The following is a 25,083-nucleotide window of genomic DNA, read 5'->3' on the forward strand; positions in this document are numbered from 1 at the left end:
TCAGATATCCTGCGGCATGAAGACCAGATCACTTACCGGAGCTTTTCGCCCCGAAGCGGTCAGCATCGCATGGATCTGACCACGGTGATGGGTCTGGTGGTTGAAAAAATGAATAACAGCTGTTGAAATTGGCGTGGTCATATCGCGCCCCTCTGTGACGGAATACCACGTCAGGTCGCCAATCAGATCGACAGCGCGCAAACCATCGGCCCAGAACCGGATCTTGCCATCCAGACGGAACCGATCCGCCGCCCACGACATCACCGTGGGGTGCAGGCCCGTGCTGTCCGCGCCGCCTACCTCGGGCGGCTGGACGGAAGGGTCAAAACGGCTCATCCACAGGATGTCGCCCCACAGAAGATGGTTCGCGGTCGCCAGAAGGCTGCCGAAAAACGCCCCGTGATCCTTGGTCAGCTCATCGTGTGACATGGCCTCCAACACTGGCATGGATTGGTTGTTTTGCCAGCTGTTGTAGCGCGCCATGGTTTGCACATAGCGCGGGTCGATCACGGCTTGGGACCTTTCCAGTCGATCGGACATATCTCTGCCGATTTGCCGCCGAAATCCCAGATCCGGCCATAATCCCGCACCCGGCTTTTGAGCCCCGTGGCCGCGATAATATCCGGACCCATCCAGTATTTGGAATTGCTGACCATCACCGGATGCTCCGGGTCCTTGCCCGCCAGCATCTCGATCTCGCCCTGTATCTTGCGCCCGATCATGATGGAGCGGCGATTGCCCTCGCGCACGATCTCAACCGGTGCACGTTCCGCGCCAATGATTTCGCTGACCAGCATGGTGAACAGTCCCGTCGTACCGCCCGCAGCACCCGAAAAGATCTGCAGGATACCGTTATAGGCCTTGCCACTGGCGCGTTCATCCACATAGGCGGCAACCTTCCAGTTGCCCTCTCCCATGCGGCCGGGGATATCCACGAGCAGACCGATATTGAGGCCCGACAGGTCTTCGCCCTCGTAATGCCCTTCGTCGATGGCAATGGCCATCCACGCATGACAATGCCCCTCTGTGGGCGGGTGCGCACCAAGGCTCACCACGCAGGGACAAAAAACCGTGCAGGAGCAGTTGAGAAACAACTCGCCCTTGATCGCCCATTCGGTCGGGCTGCTTTGCCGACGTTTTGGGTTCGGCATTCGTTGATCAATGCGCTGACTGATCGGCAACCGATCCGCATCCGCCCTTCTGTTCTTCGCCATGCCTTATCCTCCCGAAAAGACGGGCCAGCCCAACACCGCGAGTCCCGCGATGATCAAGGCAAACCCCATTGGTTTTGTTACGTAATGCCCAATCTGAGGCAATTTCTCGATGACCATGAAAAATGTGGCCAGCCCCATCCATGCAAGGTTCATCACCCCGCCGACAAATCCGAGCGCCATGAACCCCCAGCAACATCCCACGCAGAACGCACCAAGGCCAATCCCCATGCGCAAACCACCCGCCAAGCCCGCACGCCAGTGGCCCAGAAAATACATCATCGGGGAATGACACACGCCATGGCAAATCTCTTTGGTGCGGGTGAACTGGAACGCTCCCACAAGGATCAGCAAGCCCCCTGCCACCCAAGGGCTTTTGGCGATGCCCAGCATATCGATCACGCCGCCAAACAACAGCGCCAGCTGCACCCCGGTGATCAGCGCAGCAAAAGCAACCCAGACGATGAAATACCCCACCAACACGCCCGACCACCCGGCCCGCGTTCCCGTCGCGCTTACCATCAGGTCCTCATAGGCGCGCAGCGTCGGCAGCAGCGTCGGCAGCATCATCGCCGCCATCATGATCGCCCACATCCAGAACAGCGGTCCGAAATTCGCCATCGGCATATACATCGGCATGCGCGGGTCCATGGCCGCCATCCGCGCGCCCATTTCACCCGGACGCCCCAGCATATCCACATCCATGTCAATCGCCATTGTATACATCACCCACCACGCCGCCAGAATGGCACCGAAAAAACCAAGCCAGAGGGTGGAGCGCATAATACCGTGCACGGGGGGATTCCTTTTCCTTGCACTTCAAATGCCAGACAATTAGAAAACGGGCAAACATTAAATGTAAGACATATGAAAATTGATCCTGAAAACCCCGCTGATCTATCCGCCCAGATTGCAGCCGCGATCCGGGATGCCATCGTGGCCGGCACGTTGCTGGTGGATGCACGACTGCCGTCGGAGGCCGAACTGGCGGAACAATTCGACGTCTCGCGCCCGACCGTGCGCGAGGCACTCAAACGGCTGGCCGCGCAATCGCTGATCCGCACGCAGCGCGGCGCAACGGGCGGGGCCTTTGTGAACCGGATTTCCTTTCAGGATGCCTATCCCCAGCAAATCACCACCTCGACCCTTTTGTTGTCGATGAATGCCGTCAGCTTCAGCACCGCCTGCGAAGCGCGCTATGCGCTGGAGCGCGCCTGCGCGCCCCTTTCGGCAGAGCGGCGCACGGCGGATCACCTTGCGACCATGCGGGCCGAAATTCACCGCCAAAATCAACCGGGCCTGACGGATGAAGCCTTTTGCGCCTCCGATGTCGCGTTCCATCGTGCACTGGTGGATGGTGCAGGTAATCCGGTGCTGAGCTATCAACTCGCCGGGGCGGTTGAGGCGATGCAACCCTTGATGAACATGATCACCTTCACTGCCCGCGACCGCGCGCGCATTGTCGCTCTGCATACAGACATCGCTGACGCCATTGAACGCGCCGAAGGCGATGCCACTGTCCGCGCCCTTTCGGCATTGGAACAAGAGACTCAACACCTCGCCCAAAGCGTGTTCGCCGCCCGTGCCGGCAAATCCTGAGCCCACAGGTCTCGTGGTATTGGCGCAGGGACTTCCCGCCAGCACATGCCCCGGTCGCTGCCCCTTGCATCGACGCGCATCCCGGCTAGATGCGATACCATGACAGATATTCTCAACCTGATCGGCGCAATACTCACAATCGGATTTGGTCTCTTCGGCTTTCTCGCCCCGCGTTACACCGCCGCCGTGCTTGATCTGGAACCGACCACCTCGACCATGGGGCTATCGGAACTGCGCGCCTCGGTCGGTGGGCTCTTTGTGATGGCCGGCCTCGCTGCCATCTGGCTGGGCGACCCGCTGGCCTATGCGATGATCGGTTTTGCCTTTGCGGGGGCCGCTTTGGGCCGCGTGCTATCGCTGATCTTTGACAAGCCACCTGTGATCAAAGTCCTGATCTTTGGCGGGATCGAGGCAGCGCTGGCCGCGTGGTTCCTGATCGCCAATCTGGCCTGACACCATAGATTTTCATTCACCCGACTGCTTCAAATAGGGCGAATGGAGAGCACAGGGTTGTCCTTGGACTGCATCCGCTACCACGCTGCCCACCAGCGCTTTGAGAGCCGACAGAACAGCTTACGATACTACGTTGATTGTGATCTTTCCCGAAGCTGGGTCTTGAGGCCAGTGGGGTACAATTCCAAAGCCCCGCAATCCAGTTGCGCCACATCGTACCAGCGGGCGAGACACTTGTCGCCATTGTCCTCAAAATACTCAATCGGTCCTTCGCTCACATAAGCATCTGCTGGAAATGTGACATCACAAACAAACGCGACCTCATGTCCAACCATACCTTGGTGCATGTAGATATTTTCCAGAACCATTGGGGTACCAACCACTTCGACCACAACACCAAGTTCCTCACGAAACTCTCTGACCAACGCGTCGCACCAGGTTTCACCGAATTCCACCCGACCGCCCAGTGGTCTGACCCCATCGACGGTGCCATCATCACGGCAAATCTCGCTCGCGAGCAACAGACCGTCACGCCAGACAAGTCCCAAAGCCTTGACCTCTATGTTCTGCCGTGGTCGCCAGATGTTCATTCCTAAATTGTACTGCTCAGGATCGATAAGACAACAGGCCTGTTGCGCGCCACTCGTCCTTAGATTCGACCTGAAACACGACAGCCGCAAAAATTGTCGTGGCCGCGACGCAGAATTTACATTAACAAAAAATCTTTAAACACTGTATTTAAACACTATTATTTCCTTATGCGGCTTGCAGTCCAGTTTCGCCGTAAGATCGTTGCCTCTTGAGATTTGCGAACACTTCGCCTATGTAATCGATGTCCCTCGGGACTATGAACATAAACGCGCTCGTAATAAGCGGATCGGACCCGGGGGCGGTACCCGGCGACTCCACCAAACATCCTTCATTTGGGGATCATGGGGTCGAAACAGGATCGACGAACGTCTAAAGGGGTTTGCTTTGTTTCGGCTGTCTGCCACCGTTATCGGCGAAACATGTACAATTGCAAATGACAATCGTGCTCCAGTAGCGATGGCCGCGTAAGCGGTTTCAGCCACTGAAACTTAACTCCCTGGGTTTAGCGACCTAGGGCGGGGTTCGCAGGCACCTGGCAACAGAAGCCTGCACTTTACACCTCCCCCCAAATGAATTTCTCCTGAAGCAACTTTAGGTTGCATAAATTTACTCTTTATACGCCGATAGGTGGTATTCCACCTGTATAGGCGGGAAAACAAATGCTGAGCAAAACTGAAATCATCCAAAGATGGTATGAAGAGATATGGGTCAAGGGAAACTGGGGTATGATCGACCAGATCTACCGACCTGCGCCTGAAAGTGAATCGCTCATACCGGGTGGTTTGATCGACACGCTCGAAGCACGCGAGTTGGTCACAATTTTCAACAACCTGATCACGGATCAAAAGATCCGGATTGTCCATTGCGTCGCAGACGGTGAGTGGGTCTCCGCTCTGGTTGAGATGTATGGTTTCAAGGCGGGCACTGACAAACCCATCAACATGCGGTGGCTGACCATGGTGCGCCTTGACAAAGAAATTATCGTTGAGAGCTATCCGGCGGTTGATTTCGTGTCGCTTTTTGAACAGCTGGGCCAGTTGCCGCCAAACAGTTTTGAGTTGCTGCTCAGCGGGACGGTCTTCAAGTAACGGTTCACAATTGACCCAAAGCATGGCGATGTGTCACATCTAGCACCGAGGCCAGAGCGGTTGGCGATGCGTCCCTTCGCGTAACATCCCGCACCACCATGGCAAGCCATGAAAGTGACGGAAATGACCGCGCCAACACCCATCCAGTTATGCCGGGTCTTTGCCCGTATCGGCGTTTTATCATTTGGGGGACCGGCTGCGCAGATTGCGCTGATGCACCGAACGCTGGTTGAAGAAAACAAATGGCTGTCCGAAGATGTCTTTCTGCGTGCGCTTTCGCTGTGCATGCTCCTGCCCGGACCCGAGGCGATGCAACTCGCAACCTACGCGGGCTGGCGTTTGCACGGTGTGCGAGGTGGGCTGATCGCAGGGCTTTTGTTTGTGCTGCCCGGCGCGGTCGTGATCCCTGCCCTCGCCCTGATTTATGCGACTTTTGGTCAGGTACCGCTGGTTCAGGCCGCTTTCACCGGGGTTAAAGCGGCCGTCATCGTGATCGTCCTGCAAGCGCTGGTCAAAGTATCTGACAAAGCGCTGACCAGCAAAGGCGCATGGGCGCTTGCAGGCGCGGCTTTCGTCTCTTTGTATTTCCTCAGTGTTCCCTACCCGATCATTATCGCAAGCGCCGCCACTGTCGGGGCTGTCGCAATGAAAACAACAGAACCGCAGGTCATCGACGCAAAACCCAAAGCAACAAATCCCATTTCCACCCTTCTGATCTGGGGCGTCTTGTGGTCCTGTCCGATCATCTTGCTGACGCTGATCGACCATACGTTCCTGATGCAGATTGCGCTGTTCTTTTCAAAGTTGGCGATTGTGACTTTTGGCGGGGCCTATGCTGTGCTGGCCTATATGACCCAAACTGTGGTGGCAGATTACGGCTGGATTACGACAGGGCAGATGATGGATGCCTTGGGTCTTGCGGAAACCACGCCCGGGCCGCTCATTCTGGTCACGCAATTTGTCGCAATGATTGCCGGGTTCAATGAAAGCGGGCCTCTTTTAGCGCTGGCCGCGGGTGCCGTTGCGCTCTGGGTAACGTTTACTCCTTGCTTTTTATGGATTTTCCTCGCCGGTCCCTATCTGGATGTGATCGCAAACCGCCCGCGCGTGTCTGCCGCGCTCAGGGCCATTACCGCAGCGGTCGTGGGGGTAATCCTAAATCTCGCGGTGTGGTTTTCGATCCATGTGCTGTTTGCGCAGGTCACCACACTGCCCGGATTGCAAGCCCCTGCCCCCGTGTTGACATCGCTGGATTTCAAAGCGCTCGGCCTGACGGTGCTGGCCGCTGTCATTTTGCTGCTGCTCAAGCGTGGTATTGCGGAAACTTTGGGCATATTGGCTCTTGCGGGGCTCGGCCTGAGCCTTCTTTAAGACGACGCACGCATTGACGCAGACACCTCTTTTATCCCCGGAGGAATCGGCTATGCTCGCAACAGAAGAATTCTTTGCTTCAAGGAATAAGATGACCCGCTCCATTGATTACGGCAACTTGATGCACGAGGCCATGCGTGGCCTGATCCGTAAAGTGTTGCTGGATGTGTGCGATAACGGCCTGCCGGGGGAGCATCATTTTTTCATCACCTTCGACACCGGGCACCCCGATGCGGAACTGGCCGATTGGTTGTTTGACCGCTATCCTGGCGAAATGACGGTGGTGATGCAGCATTGGTATGACAACCTAGAGGTGACCGACGAAGGGTTTTCCGTCACGCTGAATTTTGGCGATGCGCCAGAGCCACTGTATATTCCATATGACGCGATCAAGACGTTCGTTGATCCGTCGGTTGAATTCGGGCTGCGTTTTGAGACACAAAGCGATGAGGACGAAGAGGCAGCGCCGTCACAATTGCCCGCCACATCGCAGGTTGAAAAACCTGACACTGAGAAAGCAGAAACTGACGATGGCGCCAAAGATGCTGAGATCGTATCGCTGGACAGTTTCCGCAAGTAGGCGCGCGCTACTCGCGTTTCAAAAGGGTTGAAACCGTCCGCTGGATTTCACCGTCCCGAATGGACTGGAACTCCAGCATTAGTCCGCGTGAGGCCAGCGACCGGTCGAACTGCTGAATTTCATAGCCCCCGTCTTCGGTAACGTACATTGAGTAAACACTCAGCGTTTCTCCGACGATCCGTCCCCAGACGTAGGGTTCGCCCTTCATCGGATCAAGCTGCGCTGTATGTCCGAAAACGTTGCGCTTCATGGCTGAGGCGAAGACCCCGGGGCGCGCGCTCGGTACGAAATCAATGGTATAGGCTTTTTCTTTGGCGGTGCCATCTTTGCGATAGGTTGTTGACTTCCAATAGACCCGAAACCCTTCTTTGGTTTCAGATATCTGAACGCTCATATCCCGCGGTCGCGTTGAACCATCAGCAGATTGGACATCAGCGGACCCGACAAAGCTCCCGACAAACCGCGAAATATCAGCAGTTGCGGAAGAGGCCGCGATCAACAGTCCCATGATCAATGCCGCGCAGGCAAAACCCCAACGACACTGCAAGAATTGGCGGTTCATATGAAATCCTCCAAGGCTGGACCCTCTTCGCCGCTTGAGTCTAGCCCAAGCGGTGGCTGCAGGATATCAGATAATGCCTTTGGATGGTCAAACAATGGCTATGGGTATCCGCAGTGCTGTTGCACGATACGGTCGGCACCGCTAAACCGCATAGAAAGCCAGTGTAACGGAGCGCAGAATGACCCAAACCCGAACAGAAACCGATAGTTTTGGCCCGCTTGAGGTCCCTGCCGACAAATACTGGGGTGCTCAGACGCAGCGGTCGATCATCAACTTTCCCATTGGATGGGAAAAACAGCCCGTCGCGATCGTCCGCGCCCTGGGGGTGATCAAACAGGCCTGTGCGCAGGCAAATCTTGAGCTGGGCAAACTGGATGATGCACGCGGTGACGCGATCATTCAGGCCGCAAGCGAAGTGGTGGCGGGCAAGTTTGACGACAATTTCCCGCTTGTCGTGTGGCAGACCGGGTCTGGGACCCAGTCGAACATGAACGCCAATGAGGTCATCGCCAACCGCGCGATTGAAATCATGGGCGGGGAAATCGGCTCCAAAGACCCCGTTCATCCGAATGATCACTGTAACATGGGGCAATCGTCAAACGATACCTTCCCCACGGCCATGCATATTTCTGCCGCCATGACGGCCCGCGACGTTCTGTTGCCGGGGTTGGAAAAACTGCATGCCGCTCTTGAAGTCAAAATCGCAGAATTCGATGGGATCATCAAAATCGGGCGCACGCATACGCAGGACGCGACCCCTCTGACCCTCAGTCAGGAATTCTCGGGCTATGCGCATCAGGTTGCCATGGGCATCCAGCGCGTCAAGGATGCCTTGGGTCGGATTTATGAGCTTGCGCAGGGGGGTACGGCCGTGGGCACGGGTCTGAACACGCCTGTGGGCTGGGATGTGATGGTCGCCAAGAACATGGCCGACATCACGGGGCTGCCGTTCATCACCGCGCCGAACAAATTCGAGGCGCTCGCCGCGCATGATGCCATGGTTGAAATATCGGGTGCGCTGAAGGTCGTTGCCGCGAGCCTGTTCAAAATTGCCAATGACATTCGATTTCTGGGGTCAGGACCGCGGTGCGGTCTGGGTGAACTGGTGCTGCCCGAAAACGAACCCGGCTCCTCCATCATGCCCGGCAAGGTCAACCCGACGCAGTGCGAAGCCCTGACGCAGGTTTGCGCGCATGTCTTCGGCAATGACGCAGCCGTTGGGTTCGCCGGCTCGCAAGGGCATTTCGAATTGAATGTGTATAAACCGATGATGGCGTATAACGTCCTGCAATCCATGCAGCTGTTGGGGGATGCAGCATCAACCTTTACGGACAACCTCATTGACGGGCTGACAGCGGATGCGGACCGCATCGAGCGCCTGATGCGCGAAAGCCTGATGCTCGTCACAGCGCTGGCCCCGGAAATCGGCTATGACAACGCCACCAAAGTCGCCAAGACAGCGCATAAAAACGGCACGACCCTCAAAGAAGAAGCCATTGCGCTGGGTTTTGTCGACGCAGAAACCTTCGAACGCGTTGTGCGTCCGGAAAACATGATTGGACCCAAATGATCACGCCCGTTAACCTCAACAAGGTCAAGAAAGAACGCAATCGCGCATCGCGCAAGGCACGGGCTGATGAAAACGCTGTTAATTTCGGCCAGAGCAAATCACAAAAAGAACTGCTGAAAGCAAAGGCCGACAAGATCGCGCGCAACCTGGACGCCCATAAGCGAGAAACATGAGCGGGCGGCCGGTCAAACACTCGGTGACCCTGAAAGGTCACCGAACGTCCATATCGCTTGAAGACGCGTTCTGGATGGAACTGCGGCGTATTTCGGCAGAAACCAACAAACCAATCAATGCCTTAGTAGCCGACATTGATGTGAAACGCGGGACCAGACTTGGGCTGGCCTCCGCGATCCGGGTGTTTGTTCTCGAAGATTTAAAGGCGCAGCTTGAGCGCGCTCAGATGGACGCCTGATAGATCTTGTCGATGTTGCTGCCCAATGCGGCACCAAACTCAGCATCTGTCATCTTGACGTTCAGACCTTCGCTCAGCGCTCTGCTGAAGCTCGCGATCATATGCTTGTTTTCTGAGAGTTTCGCCGATGCGACATCCGTTGAATACCCCCCCGACAGCGCGACAACACGCAACACGCGCGGGTGCTGCGCAAGCCCATCATAGAGGCCCGGTTGGTCCGGCAATGTCAGTTTCAGCATTACATCCACACCATCATCCAACGCATCAAGATGCTTCGCGATCTCCGCCTCCAAAAGCGTCTCGGCTTCAGCTTTGGTCTCGGAGTGGATGTTCACTTCCGGCTCAAGGATCGGCACAAGACCTGCTGCAAGCACAGTCTGGGCCACCTCGAATTGCTGGGCCACAATTGCCGCGACCCCTTCAGCATTTGCCTCATTGATTACGGAACGCTCTTTTGTTCCGAACACGCCTTTGCCTTTGGCAGTGGCCAGCACCTCGTTGAGACCTGGCATCGGTTTGAGCATCTGCACACCGTTCGCCTGCTCTTCCAGACCTTTGTCGATTTTGAGGAAGGGAACAATACCCCGGCTGTTCCAAAGCAGTTCCGCGACGGGCGTGCCGTTGATTTCATCATGCATCGTGCGCTCAAACAGGATGGCACCGATGATCTTGGCATTGGTAAAGTCATCCGCAAGAATAATCCGCGCGCGCATATCATGCATTGCCTTGAACATCGCCTCGTCACCCTCATAATCCGTGGGTTCAACGCCATACAGGCTCAGCGCTTTTGGCGTGGACCCGCCAGACTGGTCCAGCGCGGCAACAAAGCCCGCGCCCGATTTCATTTGTTCACGCATCTTACTGTGGTCTGACATTCCTACCTCTTCCTATGATTCCGAACGATCACCCGTCCTTAAATCAAGCCGTCAAAAGATGATATATGTTAGCGCCGGACAAGCCGCAGCCCATTGCGCTCCTGAGGCGTCACCGCACGCAACTTAGCCCAGAGTCGCCAAAGCCGGGAACCGTTCAAGAAGCCACCATGAAAACGTTGTGAACGCACCGGTGACCATCGCAACGCCGACCACAAGCAGCAGCCCACCCATCACGCGTTCGATCATCTTCATATGGCGCTTGAGCCGGTCCATGACTCCCATCGCGCGTGTGATGAACATGGCGGCCAGCAGAAAGGGAATGCCCAAGCCCGCCGCATAAACCCCCAAAAGCAATGTGCCACGGGTCACAGAGGCCTCGGAGGCCGCCAGCGACAGGATCGCGCCCAGTTGCGGGCCAATGCAAGGCGTCCAGCCAAAGGCAAACGCCAGCCCCAGCACATAGGCCCCAAAGCTTGAGCCGCCCTTGTCCCCGGCATCCATGCGCGCCTCTCTGTCGAGAAAGGGGATCCGCAATATACCAAGGAAATGCAGCCCAAAGAGGATGATGACAATGCCTGAAATACGGGCAAACAGTATTTGGTTCTGTAGGAAAAAGGCGCCAAAGGCCGAGGCCGTAAAGCCCAGAATCAGAAACACCGTGCTCAGGCCCATCACAAAGAACAAGGCCGCGATAATGGCGCGTCGCCGCGCCGCGCCCTCTCCGCTCATTTCATTCAGGCTGACACCGCTCATATACGCAAGATAAGGCGGGACGATTGGCAGGACACAGGGGCTGAGAAAGCTGATTATTCCCGCGAGTAGCGCCACCGTCATGGCAGGCAACAGGCCCGCATCAATGATTTCAATTCCGAACATAAGCTTCCCTTAGCCTATCCAAACGATAGCGTCACCCCGCCCCCGGTCACAACCTTGTGGACAGGACGAAACATCGCGCCTATCTGAGCGGTATGACAAAAGACTTAAACGTACTGGACGCCACTGGTCTGCTGTGCCCCTTGCCTGTTCTCAAGGCGCGCAAAAGACTGCAATCGTTAACGTCGGGCGAGATGCTGACGATGCACGCGGATGATCCCGCGGCAATTGTCGATGTGCCCCATTTTTGCAGCGAGACAGGGCATCACCTTGTGTCAAGCGAACTGGATGGGCCGGTGCAGGTCTATGTCATCCGCAAAAAATGAGGTGACATAGAAAAAGCGCGCCCACTTGGGACGCGCTTTTTGTGTTTCTGGCGATGGTAAGCCTTTAGCCCCCGATTGACCACCACCCGCGCCGCTTGGGCTTGGCTGGCTCAGGCGCGGCCTCGGCCGCCACTGGTTCAGGCTCGGCACCTGCGGGTTCCGGTGCAGGAGCCGCGGGCGCTGGCTCTTCTTCCACGGACGCAGACTCGACTTCCGGCGCCACGGGCGCGGCATCCGCGTCTGGTGCAGCTTCAACCGGATCGGCCTTTTTGGCCCGGCTGGCCCGTTTGCGCTTTGGTTTTGCAGGGGCTTCTTCAGTTGCCTCGGCGGGTGCAGCCTCTTCCACTGGTGCGGCGGTTTCCGTCTTCACCACTGCTTCTGGAGCATCCTCTGCGACGACTTCAACCTTAGGTTTGCGCGTGCGTGACCGTGTTCTTTTCGGTTTCGCGGGTGCTTCTTCCTGCTCTGCGGCAGCGGCTGGTGCGTCATCGGTTTTCGCAGCAGACGCATCTACCGCGCTTTCAGGTGACGGCTCTGCTTCCTTTGGAGTCTCAGCAGTCGGGGCATCGGACGCCTCCGCATTTGTCTCATCGGACGCGGTCTGCGCCTCACCATTGCCGTTCTTGTTGCGACGCCGACGACGCCGACGACGGCGTTTGGGCCGATCCTCGCCATCATTCTCGACGTTATTCTCCGTATTTGGCGTCTCTACAGCATGTTCGGCAACCTCTGCCGGGATCTCTTCGTCATCTGCATCCACCTGATCCATCAAGGAAGTATCAACAGAAACAACATGTTGCGCAGCAACCGGCACAACCCGTGTCGCCGTCTTGAACTTTTCAAGGCTGAAATCAGGGCTGACCAGCATGGGGTCGCCTTCGATCCGCACCGACAGCCCATATCGCGCTTCGATATGCGCAATGTGTTCCCGCTTCTGGTTCATGAGGAAATTGGCAATGCCAACGGGTGCCTTGATCAGCACTTCACGGGACCGCTTGCGCGTGCCCTCTTCTTCGATCTGACGCAGGATAGAAAGTGCAAGGCTATCATCAGACCGGATCAGGCCCGTGCCATGGCACGCCTGACACGGCTGCGTTGTTGCCTCGATCATGCCGGGGCGCAGACGCTGGCGCGACATTTCCATGAGACCAAAGCCAGAGATACGACCGACCTGAATGCGCGCACGATCCGTCTTGAGCTTGTCTTTCATGCGCTTTTCGACGGCCGCATTGTTCTTGCGCTCGTCCATATCGATGTAGTCGATCACGATCAGGCCCGCGAGATCCCGCAGGCGCAACTGCCGCGCCACTTCGTCCGAGGCCTCGAGGTTGGTCTTGAGCGCAGTCTGTTCGATCGACCCCTCTTTGGTCGCGCGACCAGAGTTCACATCGACCGCCACCAAGGCCTCGGTCACACCGATCACGATATAGCCCCCTGACGGAAGCTGCACAGTCGGGTTGAACATCGACGCCAGATAGCTTTCGACCTGATAGCGCGCGAAAAGCGGCAGGCCTTCGGTGTAAAGTTTCACGTTTTTCGCATGAGACGGCATGATCATTTTCATGAAGTCCTTGGCAATGCGGTAGCCCCGCTCACCTTCGACAAACACCTCGTCAATCTCGCGGTTATAAAGATCGCGGATCGAGCGTTTGATCAGATCGCCCTCTTCATAAATCTTGGCAGGTGCAACGGATTTCAGCGTCAGCTCGCGGATTTGTTCCCACAGGCGCTGCAGGTATTCGTAGTCGCGTTTGATCTCGGCCTTAGTGCGTTTAGCCCCGGCGGTGCGCACGATGAGACCCGCGCCTTGCGGCACTTCGATCTCATTTGCGATCTCCTTGAGCTTCTTGCGGTCTGCGGCATTCGTGATCTTGCGCGAAATACCACCGCCGCGCGCCGTGTTGGGCATCAGGACACAGTAGCGCCCTGCGAGGCTGAGGTATGTGGTCAGGGCCGCGCCCTTGTTGCCGCGCTCTTCCTTGACGACCTGCACCAGCAAAATCTGGCGAACCTTGATGACTTCCTGAATTTTATAGCGCCGTGGACGGGGCTTGCGCACGGGACGGATGTCGTCGTGATCATCGTCATCCGCGACGGATTCGATGGTGTCGTCTTTGGAGGATGCGTCAGGTTTACGCGGCGCATCGTCGTCGTCATCATCGTCGCCATCTTCAGACGCGGTATCGTCTGCCGAGGTATCCTCAGACGCTGCTTGTGCGGCCTGATCATCGGACGCGTCAGCCGTCTGCGCAGCCTCCGCGCTTGCATCATCGCCTTCGGGCTCTTCGACAGGTGTCTCGGCGACCCGCTCCATCGGAGAGGACCCCTCTTCGCTGTCATCCAGATCAATGGTTTCCATCCCGCCGATCTGATCGGACTCTACGTCCTTTGTCGCGACCGCGTCCTCTGACGTGGTGTCTTCGGCCTTGGCCTTTGTCCGACTGCGCGATCTGCGGCGCTTGGGCTTTTCGTCCTCGTCTTCCTTGGCCTTTTGCGCTTCGGCATAGGCACGTTCTTCTTCCATCAGGGCCTGACGGTCAGCGACGGGGATTTGATAGTAATCGGGGTGTATCTCCGAGAATGCGAGAAAACCGTGGCGGTTCCCCCCATACTCCACAAAGGCCGCCTGCAAGGACGGCTCGACCCGTGTTACTTTTGCGAGATAGATGTTGCCAGCAAGCTGGCGTTTGTTTTCGGATTCAAAATCGAACTCTTCAACCTTGTTTCCATCCACCACCACAACGCGGGTTTCTTCCGCGTGGGTGGCATCGATAAGCATTTTCTTAGCCATATTTCCAAATTGCATAGCCGCGACCGCACAGCCCCCGGGGGAGCGTTGCAATGGGGGGTATGTCTTGTCAGGGCGATCTGAGACGCACTGCATGGCCGGGCCTGTGAGGCCCTTGCCGATCTGCTCAATGCATTTGCGCGCGTCATCGCGTTTCTTCTCCGACACGGGCACGTTTTACGGCCTCGCATCCATTTTTTACTGCGCAATCCGGGTTATAAACCCAATAGTACGTCAGCGGTTCCTTAACCGTTTCCGGTCCAATCGGTCTGCCGTGGGGTGCATGAGCTGTGTCAAACCGCGCCCGCGACAGCGAATCTCTCTGTAGAAATCGAACCATAACTGTTCACTTCTCTACAGTGCTAGATAATGCCACATGCCTGAAAAACACAATGGTCAATCGACAATAACCTGCCTCAACCCTGAATTGAATCGCATAAACCGCTGCTTTTGCTCACCAAATACCAGCATTTAAAGGTAATCCGAGCGCTGCAGACCGTATTTCGCCATTTTTTCGTTCAGCGTGCGTCTGGGCAGGCATAGTTCATCCATCACACTCGCGATGGAGCCGCGATGACGGCGCATGGTATTGTCGATCAGCATCCGTTCAAAGGCTTCGACGTATTCTTTCAGCGGTTTGCCTTCGGTCGTCATCACAGGCTGCATGTCTTCATGATCGTTCATCAGCAGCGATGATATGGTCCCCGCCCCGCGCCGTGACTGCAGCACCGCGCGTTCCGCGAGATTGATCAGTTGGCGCACATTGCCCGGCCAGGGCGCTTGCAACAGCTGCGCGGCTTCCTGTGCCGTCACCTGCGGTGTTTCGCAGCCGTATTCTTCGGCAAACTGTTCGCTCAGACGGGTGAACAGGGTGAGGATATCTTCGCCCCGCATACGCAGCGGGGGCACGGTGATGCGCAAGGCCGCGATGCGGTAGAACAGATCAGAGCGCAAGGCATCCTCGGATGTGCGCCCTGCTTCCTGAAGGTTCGAGATCGCCACGAGGCGCGTCTCCGCCGGGGTGCCCTGTTCGTTTATCACACTGAGCAAGCGCGCTTGCATCGTTTCTGACAAGGCCTCGATGTCTTCCAGCACCAGCGTGCCACCGCGTGCCTCTTCCATGGCCGGCAGTTGCGCATCTTCGGGCATCATCGGACCGAACAACCGTTTTGCCAACGCATCCTCTTCAAACGCGCTGCAGCTGACCAGAACGAACTTCTTGCCCGCACGGCTGCCGACCGCATGCAAGGCATGGGCCACCAGCGTTTTACCGGTCCCGGTTTCACCATCGATCAGCACATGGCCATCCGCCTGCCCCAGATCGAGGATATCTTCGCGCAGCCGCTCCATCACAGGGCTTTGCCCGATGAGCTTGCTCATCAACTGGGTGCCGTCGGAAAGTTCCCGCCGCAATGCGCGGTTGTCCATCACCAGACGTCGCGCACCTGTCGCCTTTTTGGCAAGGTCCGACATCCGGTCCGGGTTGAACGGTTTTTCCAGAAAATCAAAGGCGCCGACGCGCATGGCCTCCACAGCCATCGGCACATCGCCATGCCCCGTAATCATGATCACCGGCAATGCGGAATCATTGCCCATCAGTTTTTTGAGAAATTGCATCCCATCCATGCCCGGCATCCGGATGTCCGAAATCACAATCCCCGGGTATTCCGGCCCGAGCACTTTCAACGCATCCTCGGCACTGCCGAAGGTTTCCGTGTCATAGCCCGAGAGGGCCAGCCACTGGCTGATGGATTGGCGCATGTCCTGTTCGTCATCGACTATCGCGATTTTCATGGCTTGTGTCATTGTCTACTCCGCCGCTTGTTTCGCTGGTTCGCCGCTTAGGATCGGCAACTGCATTTCAAACACCGCGCCACCCTGCTGGCCATTGCGCGCTGTCAGTCTTCCACCAAGGTCTGTCACGATCTGGGACGAGATAGCAAGCCCAAGCCCGACACCATCCCCCGGCTGTTTGGTCGTATAAAATGGCTCAAAAAGAGCATCGAGGTCTTCAATACCCGGCCCGTTGTCACGCACCGTCAGCGTCGCCGTTTCCCCGGCAGACAGGATGATGTCCACCTTTGGCGCTGCGGCTGATTTGGTGGCGTCAATCGCGTTGCGCAAGAGGTTCACCATCACCTGTTCAATGCGCAGCCGGTCGCCCATGACCTCAACCGGATCATCGGGCAAAATTCGGGTGATCTGCACCTGCCTTTGGCGCAATTGCGGCTCCATCATGGCGAGGCTTGAGGCAAGCGCATCGCCCATGGGGACTGGCGCGAACGCCTCCTGCCCCTTGCGCGCGTAGGACTTCAGCTGGCGCGTGATGCCCCCCATCCGCTCAATCAGATCGTCAATGCGCCCAAAGGAGGAGAGCGCCTCTTCGTGGCGGTTGCGCCGCAGCAACAAGCGCGCTCCGGCAAGGTACGTTTTCATCGCGGCAAGGGGTTGATTTAGCTCGTGACTGACCGCGGCTGACATCTCACCCAGTGCGGCCAGTTTGCTTGACTGTTCAAGGGTCTGTTCAGCAACGGCAAGCGTCTCCTGCACCCTTTTGCGCTCGGCAATTTCTCGCTGCAACGCCGCGTTGAGCGACCTCAATTCGGCAGATTCCCGCTGGAAAAGCGCCATGCGCAAGGCGGTGCGCCGGCTGAGCGCATAGAAGGTCAAAGCGAGCAGAATCGCAAACCCCATGATCTCCAGTGCCAGCACACCATTCACGCGTTCGCGCACTGACGCATAGGTGGTATAGCTGGTCATGCGCCAACCGCGGAACGGTATCCGTGTTTCCAGACGCATCACGGCCTCGCCCTGCAGATAGGCATCGGGCGGCAGCGCGGTCCAGTCTGCGGTGGCCTGTATGGCGCGCTGGATGGCGTTCTGGGGCGTTTGCCGGGCCAGCGCTTCTTCTTCGGTGCGCCCTCGCCAGCGCGGTTCTGTGGTCAGGATGATGGTGCCAGTGCTGTCCGTCACGATCACAGCATCCGAAATCCCGGCCCACGCCCGGCCGAATTTTTGCAAATCGACCTCAACGAGGATTACGCCTGACACATCCGAGCCCGACTGCACCCTGCGCGAATAGAAAAATCCGTAGCCCCCCTCTTCGCGCTCTGCGACGGTGAAAACGGTGCCACTGGCGCGGATGGCGTCAATGAAATAGGCTTCTGAGCGGTGCATCGAGCCAAGACGGTTACGGTCGGTCGCCGCAACCGTCCGCCCGTCAATATCCAGCAACATCAAAGAGGCCGCGCCGATCTCTTCGACAAAAGAGATCAGCCGCCGTGTAGACGCGGTATAATCGGCAGAGTTCAGCGCGCCGATCAGCTCAGGGTCGCGCGCCAGCAGTTGCGGCACGATGGCGTTCTGGCGCAACTCGGACAGCAAGTTCCCACTATAGAGCGCGAGCCTCAGTTCGGCACGGTCGCGGGTCGTGTCGGTGAAGCGGTCGGTCAGCAGCTTGTTGGTGACAGAAACGACCGTCACCGCCAGCGCGAGCAGAATGCCCACAGCCATGCGCACCCGCCATGAGCTGATGGGGCTCGGCTCTTTTGATTGAAGCTCACCTTCCATTTAATGAGCTTACGCCAAAGGCGCCTGTCGGCTCAAGTCACACAGCCGCCAGCGCGCCTGCCAATGCGCGGAAGAGCGCTTGCCCATCTGTCCCGCCATGTCCGGCATCCGCCGCCCGCTCCGGGTGCGGCATCATGCCCAGAACCCGGCGGTTCGACGACAGGATACCGGCAATATCGGCCTTGGCACCGTTGGGCGTGTCCTCATAGGTAAAGGCCACACGGTCTTCGCCCTGAAGGCGCGCGATTGTCTCATCATCGGCAAAGTAATTGCCGTCGTGATGGGCGATTGGAATGTTGATGGTATCCCCGGCATTGTACCCTTCGGTAAAAGGAGATGCGGATGTCTCAACCTTGAGTGCGACCGTCTTGCAGATGTATTTCAACCCGGCATTGCGCAGCAACGCGCCCGGCAACAACCCGGTTTCGGTGAGTACCTGAAATCCATTGCAGATGCCGATCACATAGCCGCCCCGCTCGGCATGCGCCGCGACAGATTTGCAAATCGGAGAATTTGCAGCAATCGCACCACAGCGCAGGTAGTCCCCAAAGGAAAACCCACCAGGAATGCCGATCATATCCACACCCTGCGGCAGGTCGGTATCTTTGTGCCAGACTTTGGTCACCTTTGTACCGGCAGCTTCAAGAGCAACGGCAAGATCGCGATCACAATTGGACCCGGGAAAGACAATGACCGCCGCGTGCATCAGGACATCTCCACCGAGTAGGATTCGATCACCGTATTGGCGAGCAGTTTTTCGCACATCGCCTTCACGTCTTCTTCCGTCGCGCCATCGGCCAGATCAAGTTCAATAACCTTGCCCTGTCGCACGCCATTGATCCCCGCGAACCCCATGGCCCCCAAAGCGTGGCGCACGGCTTCACCCTGCGGGTCCAGCACACCGTTTTTCAGCATAACATGTACTCGTGCTTTCATGTCTTGTCCTTCTGCGCGCCCCGGACGCTTTGTTTTTTGTTCGATGTTAGTTGATGAGAGTTGGCTTTGTCATCGGCGTGGCCTTTTTCGGCATTACGCCAAGACGCTCGGCCACTTCCGTATAGGCATCGGCCAGATCGCCGAGATCGCGCCGGAACACGTCCTTATCCAGTTTGCGACCGGATTCGATGTCCCACAAACGGCAACTGTCCGGGCTGATCTCATCTGCAACGACAAGCCGCTGGAAATCTCCGTCATAAACGCGACCCACTTCAATCTTGAAGTCCACCAGCCGGATCCCGACCCCGAACATCAACCCTGACAGGAAATCATTTACTCTCAGCGCAAGGCTGAGCATGTCGTCCATATCCTGCTGGCTCGCCCAGCCAAAGGCTGCGATATGCTCTTCGCTCACCAATGGGTCGCCCAGCTTGTCATCTTTGTAACAGTATTCAACGATGGGCCTTGGCAACTGAACGCCCTCTTCCAGCCCAAGACGCTTTGACATGGTACCAGCAGCATAGTTGCGCACGATAATTTCGAGCGGAATGATATCAACGCTGCGCACAAGCTGTTCGCGCATGTTCAGTCGTTTGATGAAATGCGTCGGCACGCCAATATGACCGAGACCCGTCATGAAAAATTCAGACAAACGGTTGTTCAGCACCCCTTTGCCTTCGATCACGGCCTTCTTTTCCGCATTGAATGCAGTCGCATCATCCTTGAAGTACTGCACGATCGTGCCCGGTTCCGGGCCTTCATACAGAATTTTAGCTTTGCCTTCGTAGATTTTCTTGCGCCGGGCCATGGGCGTCCTTTCAAGACTGAGCCCTGAGGATCAGGGGCTTATCTGAGCCTGTCTTAGTGGAACGCCCGCGTCGCTGCAAGCCGAGGCATCTTGCGTAACGGCTTGCGAACTCGCATATCTAAGACGGAAACAGCCACGCCACCAGGAGACAGGCCCATGACAACATTCGATGACCGCGAAAATGCGTTTGAAAACAAATATGCCCATGATGCAGAGATGCAGTTCAAGGCAGAGGCGCGGCGCAACAAGCTGCTGGGTCTTTGGGCGGCAGAACTTCTGGGCAAAACCGGCTCTGATGCGGATGACTACGCCAAAGAGGTCGTGAAATCCGATTTCGAAGAAGCCGGTGACGAAGATGTCTACCGCAAGGTGTCAGGCGATCTTGGCAACAAGGCGGATGAGGCCACGATTCGCGCGCAGATGGCGTCCCTGATGGTCGAGGCCAAGCGTCAGTTGATGGCAAGCGAATAACAAAGCCCCCGGCTCAGCCCTCATGTGTCGCCTGCCCGGCGGCACATCCACTTTCCCACAGGCGCGACAACACGTTCAAATTCCCTTAATTATTTCATGAAAATAATGAGAATTATGAATTTGCTACATAATGCCACCTGTGACATGACGCATTCCTACGATGACGGAGCGTGATCATGCCCAACCCTTTCAGCGACCTTCTCGAAACAAACGGCGTATTGCTTGCCGATGGCGCGACCGGCACGAATCTTTTCAACATGGGACTGATGTCTGGCGAAGCCCCGGAGTTGTGGAACACGCAAGAGCCACAAAAAATCAAAACGCTGTACAAAGGCGCGGTTGATGCAGGCAGCGATCTGTTTCTGACAAATTCGTTCGGGGCCAACGCCTCACGCCTGAAACTGCACAACGCAGAAAAGCGCGTTCATGAGTTGAGCCGTGTCGCTGCCGAGATCGGACGCGAGGTTGCGGATACCGCCGGGCGCACTGTGATTGTCGCAGGCTCCGTCGGACCGACCGGCGAAATCATGGAGCCTGTTGGTACGCTCAGCCATGCGCTGGCGGTTGAGATGTTTCACGAAACCGCAGACGGTCTCAAGGCAGGCGGTGCGGATATTGGATGGCTCGAAACGATCAGCGCGCCTGAAGAATACCGCGCCGCAGCCGAAGGGTTCGCGCTGGCCGGGCTGGACTGGTGCGGCACGATGAGCTTTGACACCGCCGGACGCACCATGATGGGGCTGACCAGCGCCGATATGGTCAAAATGGTCAATGATCTGGGCGATCATGCGCCGCTGGCTTTTGGCGCGAATTGTGGCACTGGTGCCTCTGATCTTTTGCGCACGGTTCTGGGATTCGCTGCGCAAGGCCCCGAACGCCCCATCATTGCCAAGGGCAACGCAGGCATTCCCAAATATGTCGACGGTCACATCCATTATGACGGCACCCCGGAACTGATGGCGGATTACGCGATAATGGCGCGCGCGAGCGGTGCGCGGATCATCGGCGGATGCTGCGGCACCATGCCGGAGCATCTGCGCCACATGCGCGAAGCGCTGGATACACGAACCATGGATCATCCCCCGGCGTTAGAAGAAATCGTGGACCGATTGGGCGCATTCTCCTCTGCCGCAGACGGAACCGATAAGGAAAACACACCGGCACGCCGCGCAACGCGAAGAAGCAGACGCGCCAGCTAATTCCCGTATTCCGACCAGATTGCCGCCGCACACGATGCACACACCGCGTGACACTTTCGCGTGCGCGCGTCGCACTCCGCTTTCACCGTGTCGCAATCCGGACAGTGCGCAGCCCCGGTTCAAGCGAAAGATGGTCCAAAGTGACGCACCCATTGTGCCTCTGGTAAAGGAACGATCATGTCGGATGAAGACGAAATCATTCTGTCGGAACTGGACGATGAAGAACTGGTCCAGCAGATGTTTGACGACCTCTATGATGGCCTCAAAGAGGAAATAGAAGAAAGCGTCAACATCCTGCTGGAACGTGAATGGCAGCCCTATGATATTTTGACAAAGGCCTTGGTCGGCGGCATGACAATCGTCGGTGCTGATTTCCGGGACGGAATTCTTTTTGTACCTGAGGTTCTGCTCGCCGCAAACGCTATGAAAGGCGGCATGGCAATTCTCAAACCGCTGTTGGCCGAAACGGGTGCCCCGCGCGTGGGCAAGATGGTCATCGGCACGGTCAAGGGCGACATCCATGACATCGGCAAGAACCTTGTTGGCATGATGATGGAAGGCGCGGGTTTTGAGGTCGTCGATCTGGGAATCAACAACCCCGTTGAATCCTACATGGAAGCGCTGGAGAAAGAGCAACCCGAGATCCTTGGCATGTCCGCCCTCCTCACCACCACGATGCCCTATATGAAAGTGGTCATTGATACGATGGTCGAGAAAGGCGTGCGTGATGACTACATCGTGCTGGTGGGTGGCGCGCCGCTGAACGAAGAATTCGGCAAGGCCATCGGCGCAGATGCCTATTGCCGTGATGCAGCCGTGGCCGTGGAAACGGCAAAAGAATGGGTTGGGCGTAAACACAATCAAAAATCGGCCTGAAACACGCCGCGCCCGGTCGGAGATCTGTGTGAGGCATGGAGATGACGGATCTGAATGACCAGCAGCTGACCGAAGACGGGTTGGACATGGCGCATCAGACAGGGCGCGTTCTGTTGATTGCCTGCGGGGCTTTGGCGCGCGAAATTCTGGACCTCAAGGCGGCAAACGGTTGGACCCATCTGGATCTGACCTGCCTGCCCGCCAATCTGCATCTTTACCCTGACAAGATAACGGCGGCGGTGCGCGACGCCGTTGCAAAACACAGGAAAGACTATAGCGACGTTTTCGTCGTCTATGCCGATTGTGGCACGGGCGGGCAGTTGCAATCGGCCTGCGACGCCTTGGGGGTCGAGATGATATCAGGCCCGCATTGCTACAGCTTTTTCGAAGGCAATGCGCGCTTTGCCGAAGCGGCAGAGCATGAGATCACAACCTTTTATCTGACCGATTTTCTGGTCCGTCAGTTCGACGCTTTCGTGATCCGGCCGATGGGCCTCGACCGCCACCCAGAGCTGCACGATATGTATTTCGCACATTACGAAAAACTGGTCTATCAGGCGCAGACCGACGATCCCGCACTGACCGAGAAAGCGGAACGCTGCGCCGAACGGCTTGGACTGGCTTTCGAGCGGCGATTTACCGGCTATGGGGACCTATCGACCGCGTTGGCCAGATTGTAGCGGGGCGTCTACGCGGATTTGGCGGCGACGTCCCTGATCCGCTCGATCATGGCGCGCAGACCGTTTGAACGCTGCGCGGACAGGTGGTCATTCAACCCCAAACGCCCCATCTCAGCGCGCGCGTCAATGGCCACCACCTCGCTCAGCGGCGCCCCGCAATAGAGCTTGCGCAAAACGGCAATCAGGCCGTTCACGATCATCGCATCACTCTCGCCCTCAAACTGCATCACACCATCTTCGGGCGTCACATGCAGCCAGACCTGACTGGCGCAGCCCTCAACCTTTGTGGCAGGCACCTTGAGTGCGGCATCAAGGGGCGCCATCGATTTGCCCTCTTCGATGACGAGACGATAGCGATCTTCCCACTCGTCGAGAAATTCAAAATCTTCGACCAATTCTTCGAATGCAGCCTGTGCCATGACGGGTCTCCTGTCTTTTGACGTCACAGGTAGGTCGGCACCGCGCAAAGGTAAAGGTCCCAGCTTCTGATGGACACTTTTCATCAGCCCGCAGATAGTCTAGGTCAAAGGGAACAGAAAACGTAATTGGCGAACGCATGCGTATAACGATCCCCGCTTTGTTGGTAAGTGCTGTCTTTCTCGCCGGATGCGGCAGTTCGGCCAACCCCATGAATTGGTTTGGAAATGACGCACCGGATGAAAGCGTTCTGGAGCCGATCGACGCTGCAAATCCGCTGATCCCGGAAAGCGACGGCGTTTTCCAGAACAGGCGCAATCAGATTGCGATCTATCCCGGAACAACGATCGACGCGATTGCGGACCTGACGCTGGAACGCGTCCCCGGCGGGGTGCTGATCCGTGCGACCGGGCTTGCATCGACCCAAGGCCCATTCAACGCACGGCTGACGCCCAGCAATGAAGACGAATTGCCCGAAGATGGCGTACTGACCTACCAGCTTCAGGCGCAGTACACGCAGATTGCAGGCGGCACGCCGGAAACCCGCGAAGTCACCGTCGCGCGCACGCTCACGGATCAGGAATTGTCAGGGACGCGCACGATCCGGGTTGAAGGTCTGCAAAACGCATTGGAGCGGCGACGCTGAGCGCGTGATCATGCGTCGAGGTTGACGATACGCACGTTTGCGCCTTCCGCGGCGAGGGCAATCTTTCCCTCACACAGACGCAGTGCATCTTCCCCAAAGACTTCGCGCCGCCATCCGTTCAACGCTGGCACATCGCGCAGACCCGCGGCAATCGCATCCAGATCAGCGGCGGGCGCAATCAGCTTGGCCGCAACACCCGCACTTTCCGTTTTGGCCTTGAGCAATACGCGCAACAAATCCGCCAGTGCAGGGTTCACCTGCAGTTTGTCGCGTGATCGGTCCGGTTTTGGCATGTCTTGTTGCGGGCATTCCACGCCGCGCTGGACCGCCTGCAAAATGCCATCCGCAACATCGCCCCGTCGCCCCTCGCGCAGCAACAGGCGCGAGCGCCCCAACTCTTCCTGTGTCTTTGGTTTGTTCGAGGCCAGTTCGATCAGCGCATCATCCTTGAACACCCGGTTACGTGGGACGTTGCGCTCCTGCGCATAGATTTCGCGGAACGCCGCCAGTTCCCGCACAACGGCCAGAAACTTGGGTGAATTCGTCCGCGTTTTTACCCGCCGCCAAGCGTCCATCGGTGGAATGATATAGGTTTCCGGGCTGGTCAGAACGGTCAGTTCCTCGCGCACCCAGCGGCTGCGCCCGGTTTCTTCAAGCTTTTCTGCGAGAAATTCGTAGACATCACGCAGATGGGTGACATCGGCCAAGGCATATTTCATCTGCGCATCCGTCAACGGGCGGCGCGACCAATCGGTGAAACGCGAGGTCTTGTCCAGCGGCTGTTTGGCGATCCGGCGCACCAGTGTTTCATAGCCCACCTGTTCGCCAAAGCCGCAGACCATGGCAGCGACCTGCGTGTCAAACAAGGGCTCGGGAAAGACCTCGGCATCGACGTAAAAAATCTCAAGATCCTGCCGTGCGGCGTGAAACACCTTGACCACGGATGTGTCGCGAAACAACGCGTAAAGCGGTTCAAGCGACAGACCGGGCACCAGCGGGTCAACAATACAGCCGGTGCTGTCATCCTCACCCGGCATGGCAAGCTGAATAAGGCACAGCTTGGAATAATATGTGCGCTCTCTGAGGAATTCCGTGTCGACCGTCACATAATCAAACTGGGCTGCCTGTGTGCAGAATTCTTCCAGCGCTTGTGTCGTTGTGATGGTTTTCATTCGGGCAAT

At 57.2% G+C, this 25,083-nt stretch carries 29 protein-coding genes and 1 other RNA gene; 15 read left to right on the forward strand and 15 right to left on the reverse strand.

The genetic code is table 11. The features are described 5' to 3' along the window. The 3 genes from RLO149_RS10850 to RLO149_RS10860 are packed head-to-tail and all read right to left on the reverse strand — an operon-like array spanning position 1 to position 2,006. Entirely contained in the window at positions 1-540 is a 540-nt protein-coding gene (locus RLO149_RS10850; RefSeq protein ID WP_013962135.1) for a DinB family protein, read from the reverse strand. After that, positions 507-1,214 (reverse strand): DUF1326 domain-containing protein, encoded by a 708-nt coding sequence (locus RLO149_RS10855; RefSeq protein ID WP_013962136.1) that lies wholly within the window; start codon positions 1,212-1,214, stop codon positions 507-509. Before RLO149_RS10855 ends, RLO149_RS10850 begins: the two co-directional genes overlap by 34 nt. A gap of 3 nt (positions 1,215-1,217) precedes the next feature. Next, positions 1,218-2,006 carry a DUF2182 domain-containing protein gene (locus RLO149_RS10860; protein ID WP_013962137.1) on the reverse strand — a complete coding sequence of 263 codons (789 nt, stop codon included), beginning with the start codon at positions 2,004-2,006 and terminating at the stop codon, positions 1,218-1,220. A 72-nt stretch (positions 2,007-2,078) separates the two neighbouring features. Here RLO149_RS10860 and RLO149_RS10865 point away from each other — a divergent pair, with 72 nt between their 5' ends. Both RLO149_RS10865 and RLO149_RS10870 read left to right on the forward strand, forming a co-directional pair. Further along, on the forward strand, positions 2,079-2,810 hold the full coding sequence (locus RLO149_RS10865) for a FadR/GntR family transcriptional regulator (protein ID WP_013962138.1): 732 nt from the start codon (positions 2,079-2,081) through the stop codon (positions 2,808-2,810). 99 nt (positions 2,811-2,909) lie between these two features. Continuing rightward, positions 2,910-3,263 carry a DUF4345 family protein gene (locus RLO149_RS10870; protein WP_044025640.1) on the forward strand — a complete coding sequence of 118 codons (354 nt, stop codon included), beginning with the start codon at positions 2,910-2,912 and terminating at the stop codon, positions 3,261-3,263. 128 nt (positions 3,264-3,391) lie between these two features. Here the strand turns inward: RLO149_RS10870 and RLO149_RS10875 are convergent, their stop codons facing one another. Then, positions 3,392-3,853: an NUDIX hydrolase gene (locus RLO149_RS10875; protein WP_013962140.1), complete on the reverse strand. Its 462-nt coding sequence runs from the start codon at positions 3,851-3,853 to the stop codon at positions 3,392-3,394. A gap of 205 nt (positions 3,854-4,058) precedes the next feature. Between RLO149_RS10875 and ssrA the strand changes: the two genes are divergently transcribed. The 4 genes from ssrA (at position 4,059) to RLO149_RS10890 (ending at position 6,893) form a co-directional block, all read left to right on the forward strand. After that, positions 4,059-4,407, forward strand: a transfer-messenger RNA (tmRNA) gene (gene ssrA, locus RLO149_RS23160). Between the two features lie 106 nt (positions 4,408-4,513). Further along, positions 4,514-4,942: an ester cyclase gene (locus RLO149_RS10880; RefSeq protein ID WP_013962141.1), complete on the forward strand. Its 429-nt coding sequence runs from the start codon at positions 4,514-4,516 to the stop codon at positions 4,940-4,942. Positions 4,943-5,065: 123 nt separating this feature from the next. Beyond that, positions 5,066-6,313, forward strand: a complete 1,248-nt coding sequence (chrA, locus tag RLO149_RS10885; protein WP_013962142.1) for a chromate efflux transporter — start codon at positions 5,066-5,068, stop codon at positions 6,311-6,313. 91 nt (positions 6,314-6,404) lie between these two features. Next, positions 6,405-6,893 (forward strand): SspB family protein, encoded by a 489-nt coding sequence (locus RLO149_RS10890; RefSeq protein WP_044025641.1) that lies wholly within the window; start codon positions 6,405-6,407, stop codon positions 6,891-6,893. Between the two features lie 7 nt (positions 6,894-6,900). On the opposite strand, the gene RLO149_RS10895 is transcribed toward RLO149_RS10890, so the two are convergent. Continuing rightward, positions 6,901-7,455 (reverse strand): hypothetical protein, encoded by a 555-nt coding sequence (locus RLO149_RS10895; RefSeq protein ID WP_013962144.1) that lies wholly within the window; start codon positions 7,453-7,455, stop codon positions 6,901-6,903. 178 nt (positions 7,456-7,633) lie between these two features. Here RLO149_RS10895 and fumC point away from each other — a divergent pair, with 178 nt between their 5' ends. Genes fumC through RLO149_RS10910 form a run of 3 tightly spaced genes read left to right on the forward strand, consistent with a single transcriptional unit; the run spans position 7,634 to position 9,437 of the window. Beyond that, entirely contained in the window at positions 7,634-9,025 is a 1,392-nt protein-coding gene (gene fumC / locus RLO149_RS10900) for a class II fumarate hydratase (protein WP_013962145.1), read from the forward strand. Then, on the forward strand, positions 9,022-9,198 hold the full coding sequence (locus RLO149_RS10905; RefSeq protein WP_044025310.1) for a DUF4169 family protein: 177 nt from the start codon (positions 9,022-9,024) through the stop codon (positions 9,196-9,198). Before fumC ends, RLO149_RS10905 begins: the two co-directional genes overlap by 4 nt. Continuing rightward, on the forward strand, positions 9,195-9,437 hold the full coding sequence (locus tag RLO149_RS10910; protein WP_013962146.1) for a ribbon-helix-helix domain-containing protein: 243 nt from the start codon (positions 9,195-9,197) through the stop codon (positions 9,435-9,437). Before RLO149_RS10905 ends, RLO149_RS10910 begins: the two co-directional genes overlap by 4 nt. Here the strand turns inward: RLO149_RS10910 and RLO149_RS10915 are convergent. Both RLO149_RS10915 and RLO149_RS10920 read right to left on the reverse strand, forming a co-directional pair. After that, entirely contained in the window at positions 9,422-10,312 is an 891-nt protein-coding gene (locus RLO149_RS10915) for a fructose bisphosphate aldolase (protein ID WP_013962147.1), read from the reverse strand. The two genes, RLO149_RS10910 and RLO149_RS10915, sit on opposite strands and share 16 nt — an antisense overlap. Positions 10,313-10,435: 123 nt before the next feature. Beyond that, positions 10,436-11,188 carry a cytochrome c biogenesis CcdA family protein gene (locus RLO149_RS10920; RefSeq protein ID WP_013962148.1) on the reverse strand — a complete coding sequence of 251 codons (753 nt, stop codon included), beginning with the start codon at positions 11,186-11,188 and terminating at the stop codon, positions 10,436-10,438. 92 nt (positions 11,189-11,280) lie between these two features. Here RLO149_RS10920 and RLO149_RS10925 point away from each other — a divergent pair, with 92 nt between their 5' ends. Continuing rightward, positions 11,281-11,511: a sulfurtransferase TusA family protein gene (locus tag RLO149_RS10925; protein WP_013962149.1), complete on the forward strand. Its 231-nt coding sequence runs from the start codon at positions 11,281-11,283 to the stop codon at positions 11,509-11,511. 64 nt (positions 11,512-11,575) lie between these two features. On the opposite strand, the gene RLO149_RS10930 is transcribed toward RLO149_RS10925, so the two are convergent. The 6 genes from RLO149_RS10930 to purC all read right to left on the reverse strand — a co-directional run bounded on the left by RLO149_RS10930 (position 11,576) and on the right by purC (position 19,613). Next, entirely contained in the window at positions 11,576-14,302 is a 2,727-nt protein-coding gene (locus RLO149_RS10930; RefSeq protein ID WP_044025642.1) for an Rne/Rng family ribonuclease, read from the reverse strand. Positions 14,303-14,770: 468 nt separating this feature from the next. Further along, complete coding sequence (locus tag RLO149_RS10935; RefSeq protein ID WP_013962151.1) at positions 14,771-16,105, reverse strand: sigma-54-dependent transcriptional regulator; 1,335 nt, start codon at positions 16,103-16,105, stop codon at positions 14,771-14,773. Positions 16,106-16,108: 3 nt separating this feature from the next. Further along, positions 16,109-17,812 carry a sensor histidine kinase gene (locus tag RLO149_RS10940; RefSeq protein WP_245538056.1) on the reverse strand — a complete coding sequence of 568 codons (1,704 nt, stop codon included), beginning with the start codon at positions 17,810-17,812 and terminating at the stop codon, positions 16,109-16,111. Between the two features lie 94 nt (positions 17,813-17,906). Next, complete coding sequence (gene purQ, locus RLO149_RS10945) at positions 17,907-18,575, reverse strand: phosphoribosylformylglycinamidine synthase subunit PurQ (protein WP_013962153.1); 669 nt, start codon at positions 18,573-18,575, stop codon at positions 17,907-17,909. Then, a complete protein-coding gene (gene purS / locus RLO149_RS10950; protein WP_013962154.1) occupies positions 18,575-18,805 on the reverse strand; it encodes a phosphoribosylformylglycinamidine synthase subunit PurS in 231 nt (76 codons plus the stop codon). Before purS ends, purQ begins: the two co-directional genes overlap by 1 nt. 46 nt (positions 18,806-18,851) lie before the next feature. Continuing rightward, positions 18,852-19,613, reverse strand: coding sequence for a phosphoribosylaminoimidazolesuccinocarboxamide synthase (purC, locus tag RLO149_RS10955; protein WP_013962155.1), 762 nt, complete (start codon positions 19,611-19,613; stop codon positions 18,852-18,854). Between the two features lie 156 nt (positions 19,614-19,769). Here purC and RLO149_RS10960 point away from each other — a divergent pair, with 156 nt between their 5' ends. The 4 genes from RLO149_RS10960 to RLO149_RS10975 all read left to right on the forward strand — a co-directional run bounded on the left by RLO149_RS10960 (position 19,770) and on the right by RLO149_RS10975 (position 22,839). Then, complete coding sequence (locus tag RLO149_RS10960; RefSeq protein ID WP_013962156.1) at positions 19,770-20,084, forward strand: DUF1476 domain-containing protein; 315 nt, start codon at positions 19,770-19,772, stop codon at positions 20,082-20,084. A 176-nt stretch (positions 20,085-20,260) separates the two neighbouring features. Continuing rightward, positions 20,261-21,283 (forward strand): betaine--homocysteine S-methyltransferase, encoded by a 1,023-nt coding sequence (gene bmt / locus RLO149_RS10965; protein WP_013962157.1) that lies wholly within the window; start codon positions 20,261-20,263, stop codon positions 21,281-21,283. Positions 21,284-21,460: 177 nt separating this feature from the next. Next, entirely contained in the window at positions 21,461-22,159 is a 699-nt protein-coding gene (locus RLO149_RS10970) for a corrinoid protein (protein WP_013962158.1), read from the forward strand. A 41-nt stretch (positions 22,160-22,200) separates the two neighbouring features. Continuing rightward, positions 22,201-22,839, forward strand: a complete 639-nt coding sequence (locus RLO149_RS10975; RefSeq protein WP_013962159.1) for a DUF1638 domain-containing protein — start codon at positions 22,201-22,203, stop codon at positions 22,837-22,839. Between the two features lie 8 nt (positions 22,840-22,847). On the opposite strand, the gene RLO149_RS10980 is transcribed toward RLO149_RS10975, so the two are convergent. Next, positions 22,848-23,258: a SufE family protein gene (locus RLO149_RS10980; protein WP_013962160.1), complete on the reverse strand. Its 411-nt coding sequence runs from the start codon at positions 23,256-23,258 to the stop codon at positions 22,848-22,850. A gap of 137 nt (positions 23,259-23,395) precedes the next feature. Between RLO149_RS10980 and RLO149_RS10985 the strand changes: the two genes are divergently transcribed. Then, positions 23,396-23,902: a putative periplasmic lipoprotein gene (locus RLO149_RS10985; RefSeq protein WP_013962161.1), complete on the forward strand. Its 507-nt coding sequence runs from the start codon at positions 23,396-23,398 to the stop codon at positions 23,900-23,902. Between the two features lie 8 nt (positions 23,903-23,910). On the opposite strand, the gene rnd is transcribed toward RLO149_RS10985, so the two are convergent. Further along, positions 23,911-25,074 carry a ribonuclease D gene (gene rnd, locus RLO149_RS10990; protein WP_013962162.1) on the reverse strand — a complete coding sequence of 388 codons (1,164 nt, stop codon included), beginning with the start codon at positions 25,072-25,074 and terminating at the stop codon, positions 23,911-23,913. Between the last annotated feature and the right edge of the window lie 9 nt (positions 25,075-25,083).

This window comes from Roseobacter litoralis Och 149 (assembly GCF_000154785.2).
Taxonomy (GTDB): Bacteria; Pseudomonadota; Alphaproteobacteria; order Rhodobacterales; family Rhodobacteraceae; genus Roseobacter; species Roseobacter litoralis.

Coding starts and splice junctions, on each gene's coding strand:
- RLO149_RS10985 (WP_013962161.1), top strand. CDS start 23,396: ATGCGTATAACGATCCCCGCTTTGTTGGTAAGTGCTGTCTTTCTCGCC.
- RLO149_RS10880 (WP_013962141.1), top strand. CDS start 4,514: ATGCTGAGCAAAACTGAAATCATCCAAAGATGGTATGAAGAGATATGG.
- RLO149_RS10975 (WP_013962159.1), top strand. CDS start 22,201: ATGACGGATCTGAATGACCAGCAGCTGACCGAAGACGGGTTGGACATG.
- chrA (WP_013962142.1), top strand. CDS start 5,066: ATGACCGCGCCAACACCCATCCAGTTATGCCGGGTCTTTGCCCGTATC.
- RLO149_RS10855 (WP_013962136.1), bottom strand. CDS start 1,214: ATGGCGAAGAACAGAAGGGCGGATGCGGATCGGTTGCCGATCAGTCAG.
- RLO149_RS10875 (WP_013962140.1), bottom strand. CDS start 3,853: ATGAACATCTGGCGACCACGGCAGAACATAGAGGTCAAGGCTTTGGGA.
- RLO149_RS10865 (WP_013962138.1), top strand. CDS start 2,079: ATGAAAATTGATCCTGAAAACCCCGCTGATCTATCCGCCCAGATTGCA.
- RLO149_RS10940 (WP_245538056.1), bottom strand. CDS start 17,812: ATGGCTGTGGGCATTCTGCTCGCGCTGGCGGTGACGGTCGTTTCTGTC.
- RLO149_RS10925 (WP_013962149.1), top strand. CDS start 11,281: ATGACAAAAGACTTAAACGTACTGGACGCCACTGGTCTGCTGTGCCCC.
- rnd (WP_013962162.1), bottom strand. CDS start 25,074: ATGAAAACCATCACAACGACACAAGCGCTGGAAGAATTCTGCACACAG.
- RLO149_RS10905 (WP_044025310.1), top strand. CDS start 9,022: ATGATCACGCCCGTTAACCTCAACAAGGTCAAGAAAGAACGCAATCGC.
- RLO149_RS10895 (WP_013962144.1), bottom strand. CDS start 7,455: ATGAACCGCCAATTCTTGCAGTGTCGTTGGGGTTTTGCCTGCGCGGCA.
- bmt (WP_013962157.1), top strand. CDS start 20,261: ATGCCCAACCCTTTCAGCGACCTTCTCGAAACAAACGGCGTATTGCTT.
- RLO149_RS10890 (WP_044025641.1), top strand. CDS start 6,405: ATGACCCGCTCCATTGATTACGGCAACTTGATGCACGAGGCCATGCGT.
- RLO149_RS10850 (WP_013962135.1), bottom strand. CDS start 540: ATGTCCGATCGACTGGAAAGGTCCCAAGCCGTGATCGACCCGCGCTAT.
- RLO149_RS10935 (WP_013962151.1), bottom strand. CDS start 16,105: ATGACACAAGCCATGAAAATCGCGATAGTCGATGACGAACAGGACATG.
- RLO149_RS10910 (WP_013962146.1), top strand. CDS start 9,195: ATGAGCGGGCGGCCGGTCAAACACTCGGTGACCCTGAAAGGTCACCGA.
- RLO149_RS10970 (WP_013962158.1), top strand. CDS start 21,461: ATGTCGGATGAAGACGAAATCATTCTGTCGGAACTGGACGATGAAGAA.
- fumC (WP_013962145.1), top strand. CDS start 7,634: ATGACCCAAACCCGAACAGAAACCGATAGTTTTGGCCCGCTTGAGGTC.
- purS (WP_013962154.1), bottom strand. CDS start 18,805: ATGAAAGCACGAGTACATGTTATGCTGAAAAACGGTGTGCTGGACCCG.
- RLO149_RS10870 (WP_044025640.1), top strand. CDS start 2,910: ATGACAGATATTCTCAACCTGATCGGCGCAATACTCACAATCGGATTT.
- RLO149_RS10960 (WP_013962156.1), top strand. CDS start 19,770: ATGACAACATTCGATGACCGCGAAAATGCGTTTGAAAACAAATATGCC.
- purQ (WP_013962153.1), bottom strand. CDS start 18,575: ATGCACGCGGCGGTCATTGTCTTTCCCGGGTCCAATTGTGATCGCGAT.
- RLO149_RS10915 (WP_013962147.1), bottom strand. CDS start 10,312: ATGTCAGACCACAGTAAGATGCGTGAACAAATGAAATCGGGCGCGGGC.
- RLO149_RS10930 (WP_044025642.1), bottom strand. CDS start 14,302: ATGGCTAAGAAAATGCTTATCGATGCCACCCACGCGGAAGAAACCCGC.
- RLO149_RS10980 (WP_013962160.1), bottom strand. CDS start 23,258: ATGGCACAGGCTGCATTCGAAGAATTGGTCGAAGATTTTGAATTTCTC.
- purC (WP_013962155.1), bottom strand. CDS start 19,613: ATGGCCCGGCGCAAGAAAATCTACGAAGGCAAAGCTAAAATTCTGTAT.
- RLO149_RS10920 (WP_013962148.1), bottom strand. CDS start 11,188: ATGTTCGGAATTGAAATCATTGATGCGGGCCTGTTGCCTGCCATGACG.